At 66.2% G+C, this 19,697-nt stretch carries 21 protein-coding genes; 10 read left to right on the forward strand and 11 right to left on the reverse strand.

The features are described 5' to 3' along the window. The first annotated feature begins 409 nt into the window (after positions 1 to 409). From fsa to OE747_RS08130, 4 genes are all read left to right on the forward strand, one after another. Positions 410 to 1,063 carry a fructose-6-phosphate aldolase gene (gene fsa, locus OE747_RS08115; RefSeq protein ID WP_263828098.1) on the forward strand — a complete coding sequence of 218 codons (654 nt, stop codon included), beginning with the start codon at positions 410 to 412 and terminating at the stop codon, positions 1,061 to 1,063. A 243-nt stretch (positions 1,064 to 1,306) separates the two neighbouring features. Continuing rightward, a complete protein-coding gene (locus tag OE747_RS08120; RefSeq protein ID WP_263828099.1) occupies positions 1,307 to 2,014 on the forward strand; it encodes a DUF484 family protein in 708 nt (235 codons plus the stop codon). Then, positions 2,011 to 2,931 (forward strand): tyrosine recombinase XerC, encoded by a 921-nt coding sequence (locus OE747_RS08125; protein ID WP_263828100.1) that lies wholly within the window; start codon positions 2,011 to 2,013, stop codon positions 2,929 to 2,931. The genes OE747_RS08120 and OE747_RS08125 overlap by 4 nt, the downstream gene beginning before the upstream one ends. Positions 2,932 to 2,996: 65 nt before the next feature. Next, entirely contained in the window at positions 2,997 to 3,704 is a 708-nt protein-coding gene (locus OE747_RS08130) for a CDP-alcohol phosphatidyltransferase family protein (RefSeq protein WP_263828101.1), read from the forward strand. A gap of 151 nt (positions 3,705 to 3,855) precedes the next feature. On the opposite strand, the gene OE747_RS08135 is transcribed toward OE747_RS08130, so the two are convergent. The 5 genes from OE747_RS08135 to ileS all read right to left on the reverse strand — a co-directional run bounded on the left by OE747_RS08135 (position 3,856) and on the right by ileS (position 9,097). Beyond that, positions 3,856 to 4,035: a hypothetical protein gene (locus OE747_RS08135; protein ID WP_263828102.1), complete on the reverse strand. Its 180-nt coding sequence runs from the start codon at positions 4,033 to 4,035 to the stop codon at positions 3,856 to 3,858. Next, positions 4,025 to 4,483 (reverse strand): hypothetical protein, encoded by a 459-nt coding sequence (locus tag OE747_RS08140; RefSeq protein ID WP_263828103.1) that lies wholly within the window; start codon positions 4,481 to 4,483, stop codon positions 4,025 to 4,027. The genes OE747_RS08135 and OE747_RS08140 overlap by 11 nt, the downstream gene beginning before the upstream one ends. A 67-nt stretch (positions 4,484 to 4,550) precedes the next feature. Next, the gene (locus OE747_RS08145) at positions 4,551 to 5,003 is read right to left on the reverse strand and encodes a methylated-DNA--[protein]-cysteine S-methyltransferase (protein WP_263828104.1); all 453 of its coding nucleotides are present in this window, start codon (positions 5,001 to 5,003) and stop codon (positions 4,551 to 4,553) included. 142 nt (positions 5,004 to 5,145) lie between these two features. Beyond that, positions 5,146 to 6,150, reverse strand: a complete 1,005-nt coding sequence (locus OE747_RS08150; RefSeq protein WP_263828105.1) for a P1 family peptidase — start codon at positions 6,148 to 6,150, stop codon at positions 5,146 to 5,148. Then, positions 6,110 to 9,097 (reverse strand): isoleucine--tRNA ligase, encoded by a 2,988-nt coding sequence (gene ileS / locus OE747_RS08155; protein WP_263828106.1) that lies wholly within the window; start codon positions 9,095 to 9,097, stop codon positions 6,110 to 6,112. Before ileS ends, OE747_RS08150 begins: the two co-directional genes overlap by 41 nt. A gap of 296 nt (positions 9,098 to 9,393) precedes the next feature. Here ileS and OE747_RS08160 point away from each other — a divergent pair, with 296 nt between their 5' ends. After that, complete coding sequence (locus OE747_RS08160; RefSeq protein ID WP_263828107.1) at positions 9,394 to 9,918, forward strand: hypothetical protein; 525 nt, start codon at positions 9,394 to 9,396, stop codon at positions 9,916 to 9,918. A 16-nt stretch (positions 9,919 to 9,934) separates the two neighbouring features. Here OE747_RS08160 and OE747_RS08165 read toward each other — a convergent pair whose 3' ends face one another. Further along, positions 9,935 to 10,645: a VIT1/CCC1 transporter family protein gene (locus OE747_RS08165; RefSeq protein WP_263828108.1), complete on the reverse strand. Its 711-nt coding sequence runs from the start codon at positions 10,643 to 10,645 to the stop codon at positions 9,935 to 9,937. 133 nt (positions 10,646 to 10,778) lie between these two features. Between OE747_RS08165 and OE747_RS08170 the strand changes: the two genes are divergently transcribed. Next, the gene (locus OE747_RS08170) at positions 10,779 to 11,192 is read left to right on the forward strand and encodes a group III truncated hemoglobin (protein ID WP_263828109.1); all 414 of its coding nucleotides are present in this window, start codon (positions 10,779 to 10,781) and stop codon (positions 11,190 to 11,192) included. A 76-nt stretch (positions 11,193 to 11,268) separates the two neighbouring features. Here OE747_RS08170 and OE747_RS08175 read toward each other — a convergent pair whose 3' ends face one another. The 3 genes from OE747_RS08175 to OE747_RS08185 are packed head-to-tail and all read right to left on the reverse strand — an operon-like array spanning position 11,269 to position 14,113. Further along, entirely contained in the window at positions 11,269 to 12,264 is a 996-nt protein-coding gene (locus OE747_RS08175) for a YcjF family protein (RefSeq protein WP_263828110.1), read from the reverse strand. Beyond that, positions 12,261 to 12,701 (reverse strand): GNAT family N-acetyltransferase, encoded by a 441-nt coding sequence (locus OE747_RS08180; protein WP_263828111.1) that lies wholly within the window; start codon positions 12,699 to 12,701, stop codon positions 12,261 to 12,263. Before OE747_RS08180 ends, OE747_RS08175 begins: the two co-directional genes overlap by 4 nt. Continuing rightward, positions 12,698 to 14,113: a YcjX family GTP-binding protein gene (locus OE747_RS08185; protein ID WP_263828112.1), complete on the reverse strand. Its 1,416-nt coding sequence runs from the start codon at positions 14,111 to 14,113 to the stop codon at positions 12,698 to 12,700. The genes OE747_RS08180 and OE747_RS08185 overlap by 4 nt, the downstream gene beginning before the upstream one ends. A gap of 179 nt (positions 14,114 to 14,292) precedes the next feature. On the opposite strand from OE747_RS08185, the gene gcvH reads away from it, so the two are divergent. Both gcvH and yghX read left to right on the forward strand, forming a co-directional pair. Then, positions 14,293 to 14,652 (forward strand): glycine cleavage system protein GcvH, encoded by a 360-nt coding sequence (gene gcvH / locus OE747_RS08190; RefSeq protein ID WP_164128912.1) that lies wholly within the window; start codon positions 14,293 to 14,295, stop codon positions 14,650 to 14,652. Positions 14,653 to 14,728: 76 nt separating this feature from the next. After that, positions 14,729 to 15,625 (forward strand): YghX family hydrolase, encoded by an 897-nt coding sequence (gene yghX, locus OE747_RS08195; protein ID WP_263828113.1) that lies wholly within the window; start codon positions 14,729 to 14,731, stop codon positions 15,623 to 15,625. A gap of 19 nt (positions 15,626 to 15,644) precedes the next feature. Here the strand turns inward: yghX and OE747_RS08200 are convergent. Beyond that, a protein-coding gene (locus OE747_RS08200) for an IS5 family transposase (RefSeq protein ID WP_263828114.1) occupies positions 15,645 to 16,402 on the reverse strand; the annotation gives its coding sequence in 2 pieces (ribosomal slippage) (positions 15,645 to 16,066 and positions 16,066 to 16,402; 759 coding nt in all). A 194-nt stretch (positions 16,403 to 16,596) separates the two neighbouring features. Beyond that, complete coding sequence (locus OE747_RS08205) at positions 16,597 to 17,532, reverse strand: 2-hydroxyacid dehydrogenase (protein WP_263828115.1); 936 nt, start codon at positions 17,530 to 17,532, stop codon at positions 16,597 to 16,599. 132 nt (positions 17,533 to 17,664) lie between these two features. Here OE747_RS08205 and OE747_RS08210 point away from each other — a divergent pair, with 132 nt between their 5' ends. After that, the gene (locus OE747_RS08210) at positions 17,665 to 18,900 is read left to right on the forward strand and encodes an acyl-CoA dehydrogenase family protein (protein ID WP_263828256.1); all 1,236 of its coding nucleotides are present in this window, start codon (positions 17,665 to 17,667) and stop codon (positions 18,898 to 18,900) included. A gap of 5 nt (positions 18,901 to 18,905) precedes the next feature. Beyond that, the gene (locus tag OE747_RS08215; RefSeq protein WP_263828116.1) at positions 18,906 to 19,697 is read left to right on the forward strand and encodes a thioesterase family protein; all 792 of its coding nucleotides are present in this window, start codon (positions 18,906 to 18,908) and stop codon (positions 19,695 to 19,697) included.

Raw genomic sequence — 19,697 nt, forward strand, 5'->3', positions numbered from 1 at the left:
GTTCGCCGCATTTCGGGGCGCCGAAGCAGGCGGCGTCTCCGAAATGCCGATGTGTCCCCTCCCCGATGCGGCGGCGAGGTCGCGGCTCCGGTGATCCCCCGGCGGGGACGGTCACAGGCAGACCGTCCTGACGGAGTTGCCGGACCTAGATGAGGTCGCCCCTGGCCTTGCCCATCGGCAGGCAACGGACCGGAATACCGAATGGCCTGTATCCCGGGCGTCCCGGTGGCGCAGGATGCCGTTGCAGGGCACGCATGACGGCGACAGGCCGGTCAGGTCGTGCTTTCGAACCGGCAGATCGACATCGCAGCCAAGGCGGGCCTTCTCTCATTTGGCGGGTGGGACTCCCGCTCCGGGGCGGGCTGCGTTAAGAGGGGCAATCCCGCGTGAATCGCTGACAGGAGCATCCATGAAATTCTTCGTTGATACCGCCGAGATCGACGCCATTGCCGAGCTGAACGATCTGGGCATGGTGGATGGCGTCACCACCAACCCCTCGCTGATCAAGAAATCGGGCCGCGATATCATCGAGGTCACCCGCGAAATCTGTGCCATGGTCGATGGGCCGGTGTCCGCCGAGGTGACGGCGACCGATGCCGAGACCATGATCGCCGAAGGGCGCAAGCTGGTCGAGATCGCAGGAAACATCGCGGTCAAGGTGCCGCTGACCTGGGACGGGCTGAAAGCCTGCAAGGTGCTGTCGGACGATGGCCATATGGTGAACGTGACGCTGTGCTTCTCGGCCAATCAGGCGTTGTTGGCGGCCAAGGCGGGGGCGACCTTCATCTCTCCGTTCATCGGGCGGCTCGACGATATCAACCTGGACGGGATGGAGCTGATCGAGGATATCCGCACCATCTATGACAATTACGGGTTCGAGACGCAGATCCTGGCGGCCTCGATCCGTTCGGTGAACCATATCCTCGACAGTGCCCGGATCGGCGCCGATGTGATCACCGCGCCGCCCGCCGTGATCAAGGCGATGGTGAACCATCCGCTGACCGACAAGGGGCTGGATGCCTTCCTGGCCGATATCAAGGCGGCGGGGATCAAGATCCTCTGAACAGGATCGTCCCCCGGAACCGGGGCAAAGAAAATTCGTCGAATTTTCTTCGGCGCGCCGCGCGGCAGCGCGGCGCCCGGCCCAACGGGAGGCGCCCGATCGGCAGATCGGGCAACGACGGGCGGGAGCGGCCCGCCCCATGGGTTGCATCCACAGGTAGAAATCTGCCCAGATGTAGATTTTTTCAGCGGCAAAGCCGCGATCCCGTGTTATAAAACCGCCCAACAAGAATACGAGGCTGGAATGAGCAGTAGCCCGAAACTGGACGACATGCTGCGCGAGGCGATCCTCGCCAAACCGCAATCCGTGCTGGATGACAAGGATGTCATGCATGCGCTTGTGGCCGCCAACGAGCGCGCCATGGGCGGCAATATCATCGATCTGCGCGGCATCGCGATGGAGCGGCTCGAGGCGCGGCTGGACCGGCTGGAGGACACCCACCGTTCGGTCATCGCCGCCGCCTATGAGAACCTGGCGGGCACCAACCAGGTGCATCGCGCGGTGCTGCGGCTGCTTGAGGCGGCCGATTTCGAGACCTTCCTGCGCGATCTCGGCGGCGAGATCGGCGAGATCCTGCGCGTCGATTCGGTGCGGCTGGTGCTGGAGAGCGCCCAGCCGGAACAGGGCCGCACGCTGGAGCGGCTGGGCGAGGTGCTGAGCGTGGCCGAGCCGGGTTTCATCGAACGCTACCTCACCGGCGGGCGCGGCCCCGGCGCGCGGCAGGTCACCCTCAGGCAGATGCAGACCGGGTCGCGCCAGGTCTATGGCCGTCAGGCGGACTGGATCCGCTCCGAGGCCTGCCTGAAGCTTGACCTTGGTGCCGGGCGGCTGCCCGGCATGCTGGCCTTTGGGGCCGAGGATCCGCATCAGTTCACGCCGCAACTGGGGTCTGACCTGTTGGCGTTTTTTGCCGGTGTCTTCGAACGCTCGATGCGCCGCTGGCTGTCGTGACCCTGATCTCGCCCGCCTGCAGCGACGCGCTCCAGCATTGGCTGGAGACCCGGTCGGCGCTGGCGGGCCAGGCCGAGAACACCATTGCCGCCTATCGCGGCGACGTGACCGATTTCATCGCCTTCATGACGGAACACCACGGCGCGCCGCAGGGTCTGGGCGCGCTGGTCCGGATCGGGGTGCCCGACATGCGCGCCTGGATGGCGCGGACGCGGGCCGATGGCACCGGCGCTCGGTCACTGGCGCGCAAGCTCTCGGCGGTCAAGAGCTTCTACCGCTGGCTGGCCGAGCGCGAGGGGTTCGAGCCGACCGCCGTGCTGTCCACCCGCGCGCCCAAGTTCCAGAAGAAACTGCCGCGCCCGCTGGCCGAAGACGCCGCCCGCGCCATGATCGACACGGTCGAGCTGCAATCGTCCAAACCCTGGGTCGCTGCCCGCGACATGGCGGTGGTGACCCTGCTTTATGGCTGTGGCCTGCGGATCTCCGAGGCGCTGACGCTGACCGGTCACGACGCGCCGCTGCCCGCGACGCTGCGCATTCGCGGCAAGGGCGGCAAAGAGCGGCTGGTGCCGGTGATCCCCGCCGCGCGCGACGCGGTCGACACCTATCTGCGCCTCTGCCCCTGGCCGCAGGAGGTCAACGGGCCGCTTTTCCGCGGTGTCCGTGGCGGCGCGCTGAACGCGCGCACCATCCAGTCGGTGGTGGCGCGGGCGCGGATGCAGCTAGGCCTGCCCTCGACCGCCACGCCGCACGCGATGCGCCACAGCTTTGCCACCCACCTGCTGGAAGCGGGCGGCGACCTGCGCGCGATCCAGGAATTGCTGGGCCATGCCTCGCTGTCGACAACCCAGGCCTATACCGCCGTTAACACCGCGCATCTTATGGATGTCTACAACCGCACCCATCCAAAAGCGTGACGTCGAAGCGGGCCGGGCCGCGATCTCGGTTTGCATGATGGCGGATTTTCCGTCATGAGGAGGGCATGACTCCTCAACTCCGCGCCCTCTTCGTCCATCTCTTCACTGCCACTGGCGCCGTCTTCTCGATGCTGGCGATGCTGGCGGCGGTGGATGCCAAATGGGATCTGATGTTTCTCTGGCTGGTCGTGGCCTTTGTGGTCGATGGAATCGACGGGCCGCTGGCGCGGAAGTATCACGTCAAGACCTATGCGCCCGAGTTCGACGGGGTGCTGTTGGACCTGATCATCGACTATCTGACCTATGTGTTCATCCCCGCATTTGCCCTGTTCAAATCCGGGCTGATGGACGGCTGGACCGGCTGGTTCGCGATCATCGTCATCACCTTCGCCAGCGCAATGTATTTCGCCGACACGCGGATGAAGACCAAGGACAACTCGTTCTCCGGATTTCCGGGCTGCTGGAACATGGTGGTTCTGGTGGTCTTTGCGCTGGAGCCCAATTTCTGGGTCAGCCTGGTGCTGGTGACCGTGCTGGCGGTGGCGATGTTCCTGCCGCTGAAATTCGTGCATCCGGTGCGGACCAAGCGCTGGCGCAAGGTGACCCTGCCAATGGCGCTGGCCTGGACCTTCTTTGCGGGCTGGGCGGCCTGGGTCGGGTTCCATCCCGAAAGCTGGGCGCATTGGGGGCTGGTGGTGACCAGCATCTACCTGATCTTCGCGGGCATCGCCCAGATGATCATTCCCGAGAAAGACACAGCCAGTCCGTTCTGACCCTGGCGGCGCGGTTTTCCGGCTGGACCGAGGTCAGCCCGGTGCGGCAGCGCAGGATGGTCAGGCCATGCCGTTCCGCGTGATGGGCCAGAGCGGTCGTGTCGATGGCGAACCCGGGCCGGTCCGGCGGCGTCGGCCCATGGCGCGCCAGTCAGGCCGCGTCGCGGCCTGTCCCCGCCCCGATGTCCAGCGCCGGTCCGGGCGGCGGCGGCAGGAGATCGGCCACCGGCGCAAGGATCTGCGACGAGAACAGCGCCTCGAACCGCGCGATCAACCCGGGTGCGGCCGTCTGATAGCCGGCCAGAACCCGGGCGACCGTGTCACATGACATCGTCGATGACGACCTCGGCTCCGTTATGGGTAAAGCTCTCGCCCGCCTTCAACCCGGCCATCGCCAGGTAAATCGGGCTCTGCGTCGAGATGCCCATATAGGTCTTGCCATTGGCCTCGAACCGGGTGGTCGAGACGCAGACGATGAAGTTGCGGCCGCCAAACGATACCGCAGCCCCGGGACGCACCGTGTCGGTCAGCGCGAAATCGGTATTCTCGATCGCGTCAACCTTGGCATGGTGCGCCTGCACCGGGGCGTCAAAGGCGGCGGCCAGGTCGCGGCTCTCGCGCGAGGCGACGAGGTCGTCCTTGTCATGCACCTCGCGCTCGTCCAGCTGCGATTCCTTGAGATAGGCCTCGTAATGGGCCTTGGCCGCGGCCAGTTCGGCGGCCTCCAGCGACATCAGCTTGTCGTGCACGGCCTGTTTCAGAACGGCGCGGTCGGTCATGGGCGTCTCCTTGCTCTTCTCCGGCGGTTATCTGGCCGGGCTGCGGGTCAGATTGCCTTGATCTGGGTCAGATGAGCAAGCCCGCAGCGCCTTCGAGTCGCAAAAGAGCCACTTTTGTCTCCACCCCGCCGGCGCCGGAAAACCCGGTCAGCCCCCTGGCACCCATCACCCGATGGCAGGGAATGATCACCGGGATCGGATTGCCGCCGCAACACTGGCCCACCGCCTGCGCCGAGGAGCCCAGGTCGCGGGCGATTTCGCCATAGGTGCGGGTATAGCCAAAGGGGATGGCGATCATCGCGTCACAGACTGCGCGTTGCAGGGCCGAGCCGCGCACCCGCAGCGGCAGGTCAAAGGTCTCTCGCGCGCCTTGGAAATACGCGGTCAACTGCGCCGCCGCCTGGTCGAGCAGCGGCGTGTGGTCCGAGCCGCCCTGCCCCCATGTGGCACGGGTGATCGCGCCCTCCTCCTCGGTCAGGACAAAGGCGCCGGTGGGCGTATCTACGGTCAGGCTGGGCATATCCCGACCATGGCCGTGCCCGGGTCCCGGCGCAAGAGGCGACCGCGCCAATCGCCTCTTCATTTCGCCGGAAATACTCCGGGGGGTCCGGGGGGGCAGCGCCCCCCGGCCAGTCGCCGCCGTCAGGCGGCGAAACCCGGGATCAAAGCTTCAGCCCCGCCACCCGGTTGGGCCGGTCGTGGCGGGCATCATACCCCTCCATGTCCCCCGCCATCAGAAGCGCGTTCAGGATGGCTTCCTCCGCCGCCTCGATCACCGCCTCGAACAGGGGCGAGCAAGCGTCATTGGCCAGGGGCGCGCCGGGCCCCACCGAAAAGGCCAGCGCGTAATCGCCCGATCCGTTCGACAGCGACGAGCCGATGCGCGCCAGCCCGGCAAAGCTGCGGCTGGCGAGACGGGTCAGGTTGCGGGACGACAGCGGCGCGTCGGTGGCGATCACCAGCACGATGGACCCATCACCATCCACCTCGGGCACGCCCGCGACGGGACGCCCGTCCACCCGCAGGGTGCCGCCGAAATTGGCCTGGACCAGCACGCCCAGCATATGTTCGCTCACCCGCCGCGAGGCGGTGCCGATCCCGCCTTTCAGGCCAAAGGAGATGGTACCCGTCCCCGCCCCCACCGTGCCCTCGGCCACCGGGCCGGGGCGGGCGTTCGCCAGTGCCGCCCGCATCTCTTCCACCGTGGGCCGGGCCGCACGGATGTCATTGAGACGCCCGTCATTGGTCTCGCCCACCACCGCGTTGATCGAGGTGACATGTGCATTGTCCGGCTGCGCCAGCGTATGGCGCACCAGCGCCTCGACCCCGCGACCCACCGCCAGCGTGTTGGTGAGCAGAATGGGCGTTTCGATCTCGCCCAGTTCCTGCACCTGGGTGGCGCCCGCGAACTTGCCGAACCCGTTCAGCACCGACAGGCCCGCGCGGGGTCGATCGGCAAACACATTGCCCGGATGCGGCAGGATGGCGGTGGCGCCGGTGCGGGTGCGCTCGCCTTCGATCAGGGTCACGTGGCCGACGGCCACCCGCCCCACATCGGTGATCGCGTTTAGCGGACCGGGCGTGAACCGCCCGATCACAAGGCCCAGATCACGGGCGCGGGGCATCTCAGCCCAGCGCCGCGTCGCAGCGGCCGCAGACGCCCGCATGGGCGTGGCGGCCGACATCGGGCAGGATCTTCCAGCAGCGCTGGCATTTCTCGCCCTCGGCCATTTCGAACACCACGCCGACGCCCTCGATCTCGGGCAGGCGGAAGGCCTCGGAGGGTGCCGGATCGCCGGTCACCGTCAGGCCCGAGGTGATGCAGAGATCGTCCATGTCGATCCCGGCGAGCAATTCACGCAGGCCCGCATCCTCGACATGCACCACCGGCGCCGCCTCAAGGCTCGACCCGATGACCTTGTCGCGACGCTGGATTTCCAGCGCCGAGGTCACCACCCGGCGCACCCGGCGGATGCGGGCAACGCGCGCCTCCAGCTCGGCATCGCGCCAGTTGGCGGGTGTGCCGGGGAAATCGACCAGGTGGACCGAGCTGTCCTCGCCCGGATAACGCTCCAGCCAGACCTCTTCCATGGTGAACACCAGCACCGGCGCCAGCCAGGTGGTCAGGCGGTGGAACAGCAGGTCGAGCACGGTGCGTGCCGCCCGGCGCCGCGTCGTGTCGCCGTCGCAATAGAGCACGTCCTTGCGGATATCGAAGTAGAAGGCCGACAGGTCCACGGTGGCGAAGTTGAACACCGCGCTATAGACGCCCTGGAAGTCGAAACCGGCATAGCCCTTGCGCACCTGCTCATCCAGCTCGGCCATGCGGCTCAGCACCCAGCGTTCCAGCGGCGGCATTTCGGCCGGGTCCGTGACCCGGTCGGCCTCGGTGAAATCCGAGAGCGAGCCTAGCATGAAACGCATCGTGTTGCGCAGCCGGCGATAGCTGTCGGCCACGCCTTTCAGGATCTCGGGCCCGATGCGCTGGTCGGCGGTATAGTCGGTCTGCGCCACCCAGAGCCGCAGGATATCGGCGCCATATTGCTTGACCACCTCGTCGGGCACGATGGTGTTGCCCAGCGACTTGGACATTTTCATGCCCTTCTCGTCGAGGGTGAAGCCATGCGTGACCACGTTGCGATAGGGCGCGCGGCCCAGCGTGCCGCAAGCCTGCAACAGCGAGGAATGGAACCAGCCGCGATGCTGGTCGGTGCCCTCCATGTAGACATCGGCGATGCCGTCCTCGGTACCGTCAGCGCGGTCGCGCAGCACAAAGGCATGGGTCGAGCCGCTGTCGAACCAGACGTCGAGCACGTCGAACACCTGATCCCATTCGTCGGCCTTGTAGTCATTACCCAGGAAGCGTTCCTTTGCCCCCTCGGCATACCAGCAATCGGCGCCTTCGGCCTCGAAGGCCGCAAAGATGCGGGCGTTGACGGCCGGATCGCGCAGCAGGAAATCCGGGTCGGTCGGCAGCGCGCCCTTGCGGGTGAAACACGTGAGCGGCACGCCCCAGGCACGTTGGCGCGACAGCACCCAGTCGGGCCGCGCCTCGATCATCGAGTAGAGCCGGTTGCGCCCCGTCAGCGGGGTGAACTTCACCAGCTGGTCGATCGAGGTCAGCGCGCGTTCGCGGATGGTCTTGCCATAGGTATCCTGCCCGTCATTGACGGGACGGTCGACGCTGGCGAACCATTGCGGCGTGTTGCGATAGATGATCGGCGCCTTCGACCGCCAGCTATGCGGGTACGAATGCTTGATCTTGCCACGCGCGAGCAGACCGCCCACCTCGACCAGCTTGTCGATCACCGCCTTGTTGGCGTCGCCCTCACCGCCCTTGCGGTTGAGGATGTACTTGCCGCCGAAAAACGGCAGATCGGCGCGGAACGAGCCATCGTCCATCACATTATAGGTGATGACCTGCTCCAGCATGCCCAGATCGCGATAAAGCTCGAATTCCTCCATCCCGTGGGAGGGGGCGCAATGGACAAAGCCGGTGCCCTCGGTATCGGTCACGAACTCGGCGGCGCGGAAATCGCGGATATCGTCCCATTCGCCATTGCCGCCGTCAGCACCATGCAGCGGGTGGGTCAGTACCAATCCGGCCAATTGTTCGGCTGGTACATCGCGTACCCGGCGATACATGTCTGGCTCCAGCCGGGCGCGACGCATCACGTCATCCGCCAACTTGTCGGCAAGGATAAACTTGTCGCCCACCGACGCCCAGCACTCGTCCGGTGTACCGTTGACCTCGTAGAGGCCGTAGGCAATATCCTTGCCAAACACCACCGCCTTGTTCGACGGGATGGTCCAAGGAGTGGTAGTCCAGATTACTACGAAAGCACCATTCAAATCTTGATACTTTGTTGTATCCGGTTTCGTCGCCTTTTCGTCGCCCTTCGCCGGTGGCGTCATGTCAAGCGCCACGTAACCTTCAACCCGGAACTTCACCCAGATGGTGAAGCTTTCCTTGTCGTGATACTCGACCTCGGCCTCGGCCAGCGCGGTCTGTTCGATGGGCGACCACATCACGGGTTTCGAGCCCTGATAAAGCGTGCCGTTCATCAGGAATTTCATGAACTCGTCGGCGATCACCGCCTCGGCGTGATAATCCATCGTCACATAGGGATCGGCCCAGTTGCCGGTGATGCCCAGGCGCTTGAATTCCTCGCGCTGGATGTCGATCCAGCCCTCGGCAAAGCGGCGGCATTCCTGGCGGAACTCGACGACGTTGACGTCATCCTTGCTCTTGCCCTTCTTGCGGTACTGTTCCTCGATCTTCCATTCGATGGGAAGGCCATGACAGTCCCAGCCGGGCACATAGCGCGCGTCGAACCCCATCATCTGGTGGCTGCGCACGATCATGTCCTTGATCGTCTTGTTCAACGCGTGGCCGATATGCAGGTGGCCGTTGGCGTAGGGAGGGCCGTCATGCAGGGTAAAGGGCGCGCGGCCCGTTTTCTCGCGCAGGCGGTCATAGACGCCGATCTTCTCCCAGCGCTCCAGCCACTGCGGCTCGCGCGCGGGCAGTCCGGCGCGCATCGGGAAGTCGGTTTTCGGCAGGTTCAGCGTGTCTTTGTATTCGGGCGTTTCAGCGGTCTTGTCGGCGCACATCTCGGGCGTCCTCTGGCAAACATGTCGGTTGGGGAATATTCGGTTCGGTGCGATGGCTCAAGCACCTTTGCCCGGCGTCTCGATCTGGTCAGAGCGCCGGGGAGCTAATTCGAATAATGATGGCCGCGCGGTGGGTCATGGGCGCCTTATAGGCAATTCGCGGGCGGGGTGAAAGCGCCGATATGACACAGCCGGATATCTTTGTCGGCGCAGGGCAACAAAGGCTTGCATTTCCGACACTTGCGGTCAGAACGGCGACTGGAAACCACCACACAAGCGCGCACAAAGACATAAGAATGCTCAAACCGCTGTTTTCGATCGCTCCCCTGACACTCCTGCTGGCGCTGGCCGCCTGTACCGAGCCCACTCCGGCCGGCGGGCACAAGGCGCTGACCCTGTCCGATACGGTTCAACTGACCGCCACCGGTGCCTCGCCCGCGCCGGACAAGATCACCCCGGTGCGGATCACCTTTCCCGACAGCCGCTCCTACTCTGCCGTGCCACCGGCCTTTCACCCCAAGACCTGCGAGTTGAGCAGCAGCCATTTCACCGCCGTGGTGAATATCCCGGGACAGGTCAACCTGCCCTCTTACGGGGCAGGAACGCCACCGATGCGGGTGCGCTGCGTCTCCGATCAGTTCGCGTTTGACGAGACGGTGAAGCCGGTGAACCTGACGCAGCAGGCCTATTCGACAGCGGCCGCGGCGCATATCCTTGTGGGGTACGGTCTGGTTGGCGCCGCTGTCACCGCCAGCCAGGCAAGCCAGCGGGACAAGTCGCAGGATGTATATGGGTATCCGCTGAAGATCGAGTTGCAGTAGACGGGCCGACACCGGCTCAGGCGTGGAACAACAGCCCCACGCCATAGGCGATCAGCGCCGCCGCGCCGCCGATGGCCAGTGTCTCGAGCCCAGATCGCCACCAGGGCGCCAGCGACCAGAAGCTTTTCATCGTGCCGATGGCAAAGAACACCGCCCCGGTCATCCAGGCCGAGACGGTGAACGCCTCGGCGATACCGAACAAAAAGGGCAGGAGTGGGATCATGCCCGCCACCAGAAAGGCCGCAAACGTCGCCAGCGCCGCCCGCATCGGATGGGGGTCGACGCTGCCCAGGCCGTATTCGCCCTCGATCATCAGCGCGACCCAGTTTTCCCGATTGGCGGTGATGGCGTCGGTGGCCTGATCCAGCACATCGCCCGACAGGCCCTTTTGCGCCAGGATCTCGCGCACCTCCAGCCGCTCGCCCTCGGGGTAGCGGGCGATATGGCGCTCTTCGACGACGCGCAGGCGGCGGATATTGTCCAGCTCGGCCTTGGTGCCCGAATAATTGCCCGCCGCCATGGAAAACCCGTCGGCCAGCACATTGGCCAGCCCCAGCGCCACGATGATGAAAGGCGACAGGCCCGCGCCCGCCACGCCCGCCACGATGGCGAATGTCGTCACCGAGCCGTCGATGCCGCCATAGACCACGTCGCGCAGCACCCCGCGCCCCGGTGGCGCGCCGATGCGGGCGGCAATGGCATCGGGTGAATGGCTGTGTTCCGGCATGACGCGTTCCCCTGGCTGGTTCTGAACACTCTGTACCGCAATTGGACCCCGCGACCTTGCGTCAGGTCAAACCGGCTTTGCACCGGCGCGGCAAGCGCCTATATCCGACTGGTAAACTCAGGAATGCGTACCCATGTCCCTGCCCAACCCGCTCGCCCGGTTCGCCATCACCGCCGCCCAGATAGACCGGGTGGTGACCCGGTTCTACGCGCAAGTGCGCAGCCACCCGGTACTGGGGCCGGTGTTTGCCGCCCATGTGACCGACTGGCCCGAGCACGAGGCGAAGATCGCCGGGTTCTGGCGCAACGCCATCCTGCGCGAGCGCAGCTATGACGGCAACCCGATGCGGGTGCATGTAACCCGCCCCGAGATCAAACCCGAGCATTTCGCGGTCTGGCTTGGCCTGTTCCGCGAGGTTCTGCGCGCGGAACTGCCCGAAGACATCGCCGCGCAATGGGCCGCGCTGGCCGACCGGATCGGCGAAGGCTTCCGCACCGGTATCGTCTCGATGCGCCAGCGTCCGGATGAGGTGCCCTCGCTGTTCTGATCCCGCTTCTTTCTGGTTCGAAATACTCCGGGGGAGTCGCCGCCTGCGGCGACGGGGGCAGCGCCCCCTGCCCCGGTCAGCCCGATCTGCCGACCAGTCCGGTCAGCGCCCGGCGCACGACCTTGCGGACCGAGGGCCTGCGGCCGTCGGAAAACGGCAGCGGCCGACAGACCTCCATCGCGGCGACGCCCACGCGCGCGGTCAGCGCGCCGTTGACCAGCCCCTCGCCGAACCGGCGCGACAGCTTGCTGAGCACCGAACCGCCCAGCACCGGCTCCAAGAGGTCGTCGCCAACGGCGACGGCCCCGGTTGCCACCAGATGCGTCAGCACCGCCCGGGTCAGGCGCCAGCTGCCCAGCACCCCGGCCCGGCCGCCATAGATCTCGGCCACCCGGCGGATCATCCTGAGCGACGAGGCCAGCGCGGTGGCCACATCGGCGAGCGCCATCGGCACCAGCGCCGTCACCGTGGCGACCCGGCGGGCCGCCGCCTCGACCTCGCGCTGCGCCTCGGCGTCGAGCGGCGCCAGCAGTGTCTCTTCGGCCAGCGCCAGCAGCGTCGCGACGTCGAACTGTTCGCCCGCGCGCTCGGTCAGCCGCGCGCGGCCCCAGGCGGTATCCTCGCGGCCGCGATAGAAGGCGTCGAGCCGGGTGCAGACCGCCCGCGCCTGCCCAAGGTCCGCCTCGGCCAGCGCCGCATCGGAGGCGCGGCGCAGCCCGTCGACCCGGCCGAGCCGGGCAATCGCCGCCAGTTCGCGCAGCGCGATCAGGGCGCAGACCAGCACAAACGCCGCCAGCAGCGCCGCCATGGCCCAGCCCAGCACCGGCAACCGCGCGATCAGGTCGGTGACCCAGGCCCAGGCCGCCAGCGAAATCACCGCGCCCAGAAGCGACAGCGCCAGCCCCCAGAACCAGCGCGCCAGGCGCGAGGGCGGCCGCGCCGCGATGCGCGCGGCGGTTTGCATCGCGGTCCCTTGCGGGTGGTCGAGATCGGGGACCATGGGCGCCTCGGTCACGGGCGGTGGCAGCGTGGTCTCGTCGCCGAGGTCGATCAGCACCGGGCCTTGGGTCATGTGCGGCTCCATTCATAACGGATATCGGGCAGACGCTCGTCGTTGCGGCTGCCATCGGTGCGTTGGGTTTCGCGGAACCCGTGCCGCTCGTAGAACCGTCGGGCGCGCGTATTGGCCTGAAAGGTCCAGAGTTCCAGTTGCTCGGCGCTGTGCTGAGCCTGTTGCAGCAGGCGCGCGCCTAGGCCCTGCCGTTGCGCAGCAGGTGCAAGGTAGAGCGAACAGATCTCGCCGCCGTCGCGGGCGATGAAGCCCGCGACCCGGCCGTGCAGAACCGCCACCGTGACCCAGCCGCGCGCGATCATCACGCCGCAGAAATGCTCGGCCTCGTGCTGGCTGTGCAACAGCGGCATCCAGTCGGTATCGCGGGCGAAACCATGGAGGATCTCGCCCGTGGCCGCGGCATCATCGGGCCGCGCAGGGCGCAAAAGGGCGGTCACAAGCGATCTCCGATCAGGAACTGGGCGGCACGGTCAAGCCGGATATGCGGCGGGCCGTCGCCGGGTTTCAGCTGCATCGGAGCGGGCGCGAAGGTCATCGCCTGGAACCCGTCGTTCAGCCATGCGGTGGCGCCGCCGCGGGCCGGGCCAAGCAGCTGGCCCGGATCCTGCGGCAAGGCGCCGGGGTAAAAGGCGGCCTGCCGCCCACCCTCCAGCAAGGTGCCACGCACGCAGGGCAATTCGCGCCCCTGATGGGCGCGCATCTCCTCGGTGGTGACACGCAGCGCGGCCAGCGCCAGCGCCTCGGTCCGGGCGCCCGCGAATTGCGCGCGGTCGCGGGCCTCGCGGGTCAGCGCCTCGATGATCGCGGTCAATGCCGGGTGTTGCAGGTGGTGCAGGTGATCGGCCTTGGTGGCGGCAAAGAGGATACGGTCGACCCGGCGGCCCAGCAGCAGCCGGTTCAGCCAGGCGTTGCGGCCGGGGCGGAAGGCGCCCAGGATATCGGCCATGGCGTGGCGCATGTCCTCGACCGCCTGCGGTCCCTTGTGGATCGCGCCCAGCGCATCGACCAGCACCACCTGCCGGTCTATGCGGGCGAAATGGTCGCGAAAGAAAGGCCGCACCACCTGTGACTTGTAAGCCTCGAAGCGGCGTTCCATCTCGCGCAGGAGCGAGCCCCGGCGCGATGGCCCCGAGACCGGCAGCGGCGCAAAGGTCAGGACCGGCGAGCCCGCCAGATCGCCCGGCAACAGGAAGCGGCCCGGCGTGCAGTCGGAATAGCCCGCCGCGCGCGCCGTTTCGAGATAGGCGGTAAAGCCGCGCGCCAGGGCCTGCGCCTGCGGCTCGTCATGGCGGGCATCGGGGTCGGTGCCAGAGAGCGCCGCCAGATACTCTGCCGCCTCGGGCCGGGCGCGCAGACGCGCCAGCGTCTCGGCCGCCCATTCGGCATAGCTCTTGTCCATCAGCCCGAGGTCGAGCAGCCATTCGCCCGGATAGTCGACAATGTCGAGATGTACGGTGCGCGGCCCCTGCAAGCCCGCCAGCAGCCCGCCGGGACGCACCCGCAGCGACAGGCGCAGTTCGCTGACCGCGCGGGTGCTGTCGGGCCAGTGCGGCGCGGGGCCGGTGAGCACGGCCAGATGCGCCTCGTAATCGAAACGCGGCACGGTGTCGTCGGGCTGGGGTTGCAGGAAGGCGGCCTCGATCCGGCCCTCTTGCGCGGCGACAAGGCCGGGCATCCGGCCCCGGTCGAGCAGGTTGGCCACCAGCGAGGTGATGAACACGGTCTTGCCCGAGCGCGCCAGCCCGGTGACGCCGAGACGGATCACCGGCTCGAACAGCGCCTCGCTGACCGTATCGGAAACGGTTTCGACGCCGCGCACCAGACGCTCTGCGATGGAGGAAATGACCAAACCCTGCCCCTGCCTGTTTCCGGGTCAAGATAGAGACCGCCGCGTCGGGTTGCTAGGGCCGGGCGTCATAATGGGGCTTTGGCGTCCGGGGCGATTGAAGCGATTTGATCTATTGCCGCAATCGGGGACCGGGGCTAGGCTTGCCGCCACCATGCGTTTTTCACAGGGAAAGACACCGGATGAAATACACCGAAGAACATGAATGGCTGCTGCCCGAGGACGATCTGATCGTGGTCGGCATCACCGCCTATGCCGCCGAACAACTGGGGGATGTGGTTTTTGTCGAACTGCCCGAGGTCGGCACCGAGGTCACCAAGGACGAAGAGATCGTGGTGATCGAATCGGTCAAGGCGGCATCCGACATCCTGGCGCCGCTGGATGGCGAGATCGTCGAGGTCAACGAGGCGCTGGCCGACAATCCCGGCCTGGTGAACGAAGACCCGACCGGCGATGCCTGGTTCTTCAAGATGCGGCCCAGCGACCTGTCGCCGATGGACGACTACATGGACGAGGCCGCCTACAAGGATTTCATCGGCTGATCCTGAGAATACTCCCTTTGCCGGGCGGGTTTCGTGCTATGTTGCGCCTGCCCGCCCCGCATCGGAGGATCCCCGGATGGCACAGGCCCCCCGCAAGACGGCGCAGGATTTCGATCCGCGCATTCTGGAAATTTTCGACGGCTACGTGCATGGCACCCTGTCAAAGCGCGAGTTCATCACCCAGGCCGGGCGTTATGCCGCCGCCGGGGTGACCGGGGCCATGCTGCTGGACCAGTTGCAGCCCAATTATGCGCTGGCCCAGCAGGTGGCCGCCGACGATCCGGCGATCGAGACCGCGCGCGTCACCTACGACAGCGCGCAGGGCAACGGCGCGATCACCGGGCTGATGGCACGCCCTGCGGGCGCGGCGGGCAAGCTGCCCGCGATCCTGGTGGTGCATGAGAATCGCGGCCTGAACCCCTATATCGAGGATGTGGTGCGGCGCTGCGCCAAGGCGGGCTATCTCGCCTTTGGCCCCGACGGGCTGAGCCCGCTGGGCGGTTATCCGGGCACCGATGACGAGGGCCGGGAAATGCAGAAGATGCTGGATCCCGCCAAGCTGATGGCGGATTTCTTTGCCGCCTTCGAGTTCCTGCGCGACCACGAGGGATCGACCGGCAAGGTGGGCGCGGTCGGGTTCTGCTATGGCGGCGGCGTCTGCAACGCGCTGGCGGTGGCCTATCCCGATCTGGCCGCCTCGGTCCCGTTCTATGGCCGACAGCCCGCGGCCGAGGACGTGCCCGCGATCCAGGCGCCGCTGATGATCCATTACGCGGGGCTCGACGACCGCATCAATGCCGGTTGGCCCGCCTATTCCGAGGCGCTGCGCGCGCACCAGAAGGCGTTTACCGTGCATTTCTATCCCAACGTGAACCACGGGTTCCACAACGACACCACGCCGCGCTACGACGCGGAGGCCGCCGAACTGGCCTGGGCCCGGACGATGGAGTTCTTCGGGACAGCGTTGACTTAGGCTCCAGACTCATTGATTTTCAAAGCCAGAACATGACGGTTGCGGCGAGGGCGACGGCGGAGAGGAATACCTTCGGACATCGGTCGTAGCGGGTGGCGACCCTGCGCCAGTCCTTGAGCCTGCCAAACATGATCTCGATCCGGTTGCGTCGTTTGTAGCGGCGCTTGTCGTAGCGGACGGTTTTGCCTCGGGACTTCCGGCCGGGGATACAGGGGCGTATCCCCTTGTCTTTCAGCGCGTCCCTGAACCAGTCGGCTTCATAGCCCCGGTCTGCGATCAACCACTCGGCCGCAGGCAGGCTGCCCAGCAAGGCCGCCGCACCGGTGTAGTCGCTGACCTGGCCTGCCGTCATGAAGAACCGCAGCGGGCGGCCCTTCGCGTCTGTGACCGCGTGCAGATTGGTGTTCAACCCTCCCTTCGTGCGCCCGATCAGACGCCCGCACCCCCCTTTTTCGCCCGCAGGCTCGAGGCCGTGCGGTGCGCTTTCAGATAGGTTGCGTCGATCATGATGGTCTTCTGCTCGGCACCTTCGGAGGCCAGCCCCTCCATCATCCGGGCGAAGACGCCCATGTCACCCCACCGCTTCCAGCAGTTGTAGAGGGTCTTGGGTGGCCCATACTCTCTTGGCGCGTCGCACCACCTCAAGCCATTGCGATTGATGAAGATAATTCCACTCAGGACGCGCCGGTCGTCCACATGCGGCTTGCCGTGGCTCTTGGGGAAGAAGGGCTGAAGACGCGCCATCTGCTCGTCCGTCAGCCAGAAAAGGTTGCCCATATCCAGATCTCCTTGCGGAGCCTGAATCATGCCGACAGTCGGAAATCAATGGGTCCTGTGCCGAGAAAACGCCGATCTGCACATCATGGACATCCCGCGAGGAGGACGCGGACTGCCAAAAGCTGGCCGGATTGCAGATCGAGCTATTGGTTCACCGGGAAGGAGGAGAATTGCCGGATCTCCTCTGGCATAAGTCAATAGCCCCGCTGGCGGTCGACCTCGTGCAACAGGGCCTCGCCCGCGCCGAGGCGGCGGAAGTTTTCGGCCACGTCCTTCATCGCGTCCCCCAGGTGCCAGCCCGAGATATGCGGGGTGAGCGTGACGCCCGGATGCGACCAGAGCGGGTTGCCCTTGGGCAGCGGTTCGGTGCTGACCACGTCCAGGACGGCGTGGCCCGGTCGCCCGGTGTCAAGCGCGGCCAGAAGGGCCGCCTCGTCGATCAGGTCGCCGCGCCCGGCGTTCAAGAGCTGGCTGCCCGGTTTCATCGCGGCGAGCAGTTCTGCGTCGAAGAGGCCGTTTGTCTCGGCGGTAGAGGGCAGGATGGCGCAGACGTGGTCGCACTCGCCCAGCATCTCGGGCAGCGCCGCCGCGCCGTGGCGGCAATCGACCCCATCGATGTCACGCGGCGAGCGTGACCAGCCGCGCACCTGAAAGCCGATATCGCGGAACATGCGCGCCGTGCGCCCGCCGATATGGCCCAGACCCAGCACGCCGACCACCGTGTCAGGGGTGTATTTCGGCTCGATATCGACCCAGGCCGCCCGCGCCTGGTTGGCGCGGTGGGCGTCCAGATTGCGATGAGTGCGCAGCACATAGGCCAGGAACCATTCGGCGATCTCGCGCGCCGGATCGTCGGGTTTCAGCCGCGTCACCCGCACATGCGGCGGCAGGGCGGGATGGGCGACGATGGTTTCGACCCCTGCCCCCAGCTTCTGCACCAGTGCCAGGTTCGGCAGGCGCGCAGGCCAGTCGGCGCGCAGGTTGGCCACCGCCATCATCGTGACCTGCGCCGGGTCACCCAGATCGTCAGGCGTGCGTATATCGGCGCCGGGCAGTTGCGCGCGCAACTGCGCCGCGATCTCTTGGTTCGACATCCAGCCGGAAATTCCGGTATCGACCAGCAGGGCCATGCGCCTCTCCCTTTCACATTCAGCGCGGTGACGTTTCGTCACGCCGCTAGACTTTGCCGTGGCAGCTAAGTCATCCTTTCGGCCAAGGTAAACCCCGAATGTCGGGGTATGGGAGGCACCATGGCAAACATCATGAACATGTCCTTTGGGATGCGCGAGGAAAACCGCAAGCTCTTGGGCCGGGTCGCCGACATGATCCGCGACGAGATCATGCCGCTGGAAGACGAATACCATGCCGAAGTCGCAAAGGGCGACCGCTGGCAATATACCGACCGCCAGACCGAGATCCTGGAAGGGCTGAAGGCCAAGGCCAAGGCCGCCGGTCTGTGGAACTTCTGGCTAACCGATAGCGCGCGGGGCTTTGGCCTGTCGACCGTCGAATATGCCTATTTCGCCGAGGAGATGGGCAAGACGCCGCTGGGCGCCGAGGTGTTCAACTGCTCGGCCCCCGATACCGGCAACATGGAAGTGTTCGAGCGCTACGGCAGCGAGAAGATGAAGAAACAGTGGCTGGAGCCGCTGCTGGATGGTCAGATCCGCTCGGCCTATCTGATGACGGAACCCGATGTTGCCAGTTCGGATGCCACCAATATCTCGATGTCCTGCGTGCGCGACGGCGACGATTATGTGCTGAACGGCGAGAAATACTGGGCCTCTGGCGCCGGCGATCCGCGCTGCAAGGTCTATATCGTGATGGTCAAGACCGGGGGCGAGGATACGCCCAAGCACCAGCGCCATTCGATGATCGTGGTGCCCGCAGGAACCGAGGGGATCGAGGTGCTGCGCCCGATGCTGGTATTTGGCCACGATGACGCGCCGCATGGGCATATGCATATCCGGTTCACCAATGTGCGGGTGCCGGCCGAGAACATCCTGGTGGGCGAGGGGCGCGGTTTCGAGATCGCGCAAGGCCGGCTTGGGCCGGGCCGCATCCACCATTGCATGCGCTCGATCGGGCAGGCCGAGATCGCGCTGGAACGCATGTGCAAGCGGGCGCTGGCGAAAGAGGCGTTCGGCAAGAAGCTGGCTCATCTGGGGGCCAACTACGACATCATCGCCGAGTGCAGGATGGATATCGAGATGGCGCGCCTGTTGTGCCTCAAGGCCGCCTGGATGATGGATCAGGGCGATGCCCGGGCTGCCGCGCCCTGGATCAGCCAGATCAAGGTGGTGGCGCCGCGCGTCTCGCTCAAGGTGATCGACGAGGCGATGCAGATGCATGGCGGTCAGGGCATCAGCCAGGACACGCCACTGGCCGCGGCCTGGACCGGGCAACGCACATTGCGCTTTGCCGATGGTCCCGACGCGGTGCACCGCCGTCAGATCGCCCGCACCGAGCTGAAGAAATACACGCAGGAAAAGGTCTGATACGCGTGACGGCCGCGGTCTATTTCACTCAAACCGAACCGGGGCTGTTTGTTGGCAACGATCCGGCGCGCGGGCCATGGTCGCCCGATCACTGCCATGCGGGGCCGGTTACCGGCCTTGTCGTGCGCGCCGCCGAGGGTGCAGCCGGGCCGGGAAAGATGCTGACGCGGCTGACGCTTGACGTGCTGCGACCGCTGCCGCTGTCTGGTCTGCGGGTCACGGTCGAGGTGCAGCGCGACAGCCGCACGCTGACCACGACGCGGGTTGCGGTGCATGACAGCGAGGGCACACTGTGCCTGTCGGGCACTTCGATGCACCTCGTGCGCAAGGACCTGGGCGAGGTGCCTACCGCAGATATTGCCGGGCCGGATTTCGCCGACGCCGTTGTCGGCGCGCCGCTCTTGGTGGGCAAGCTGCATGACAAGCCCGCCTTTGGCCAGTTCATCGAGATGGCCTATCCCCGCGGCGAAGACCTGGGCCCCGGGCCCAAGACCGTTTGGATGAAGGCGCCGCATCTGCTGGCCGGAGAGCCCCCCTCGCCGATACAGGCGATCTGCCCGCTGGCCGATTGCGGCAACGGTATTTCCTGGAACGAACCGCCGGTGCGGTTTGGTTTCATGAACACCGATCTGACGCTGCAAATCCACCGCGAACCGCAAGGAGACTGGTTCGCGGCGCAGGCGGTATCGCACTGGCAGCCCAATGGCGTCGGCATGTCGCAAGCGGTGCTCTATGACGTGGCCGGGCCGGTGGGGATGGCGCTTCAGACCCTTGTCCTGCACCCGATGGCGAAATAG

The organism is Ruegeria aquimaris, assembly GCF_025751555.1.
GTDB classification, from domain to species: domain Bacteria; phylum Pseudomonadota; class Alphaproteobacteria; order Rhodobacterales; family Rhodobacteraceae; genus Ruegeria_B; species Ruegeria_B aquimaris.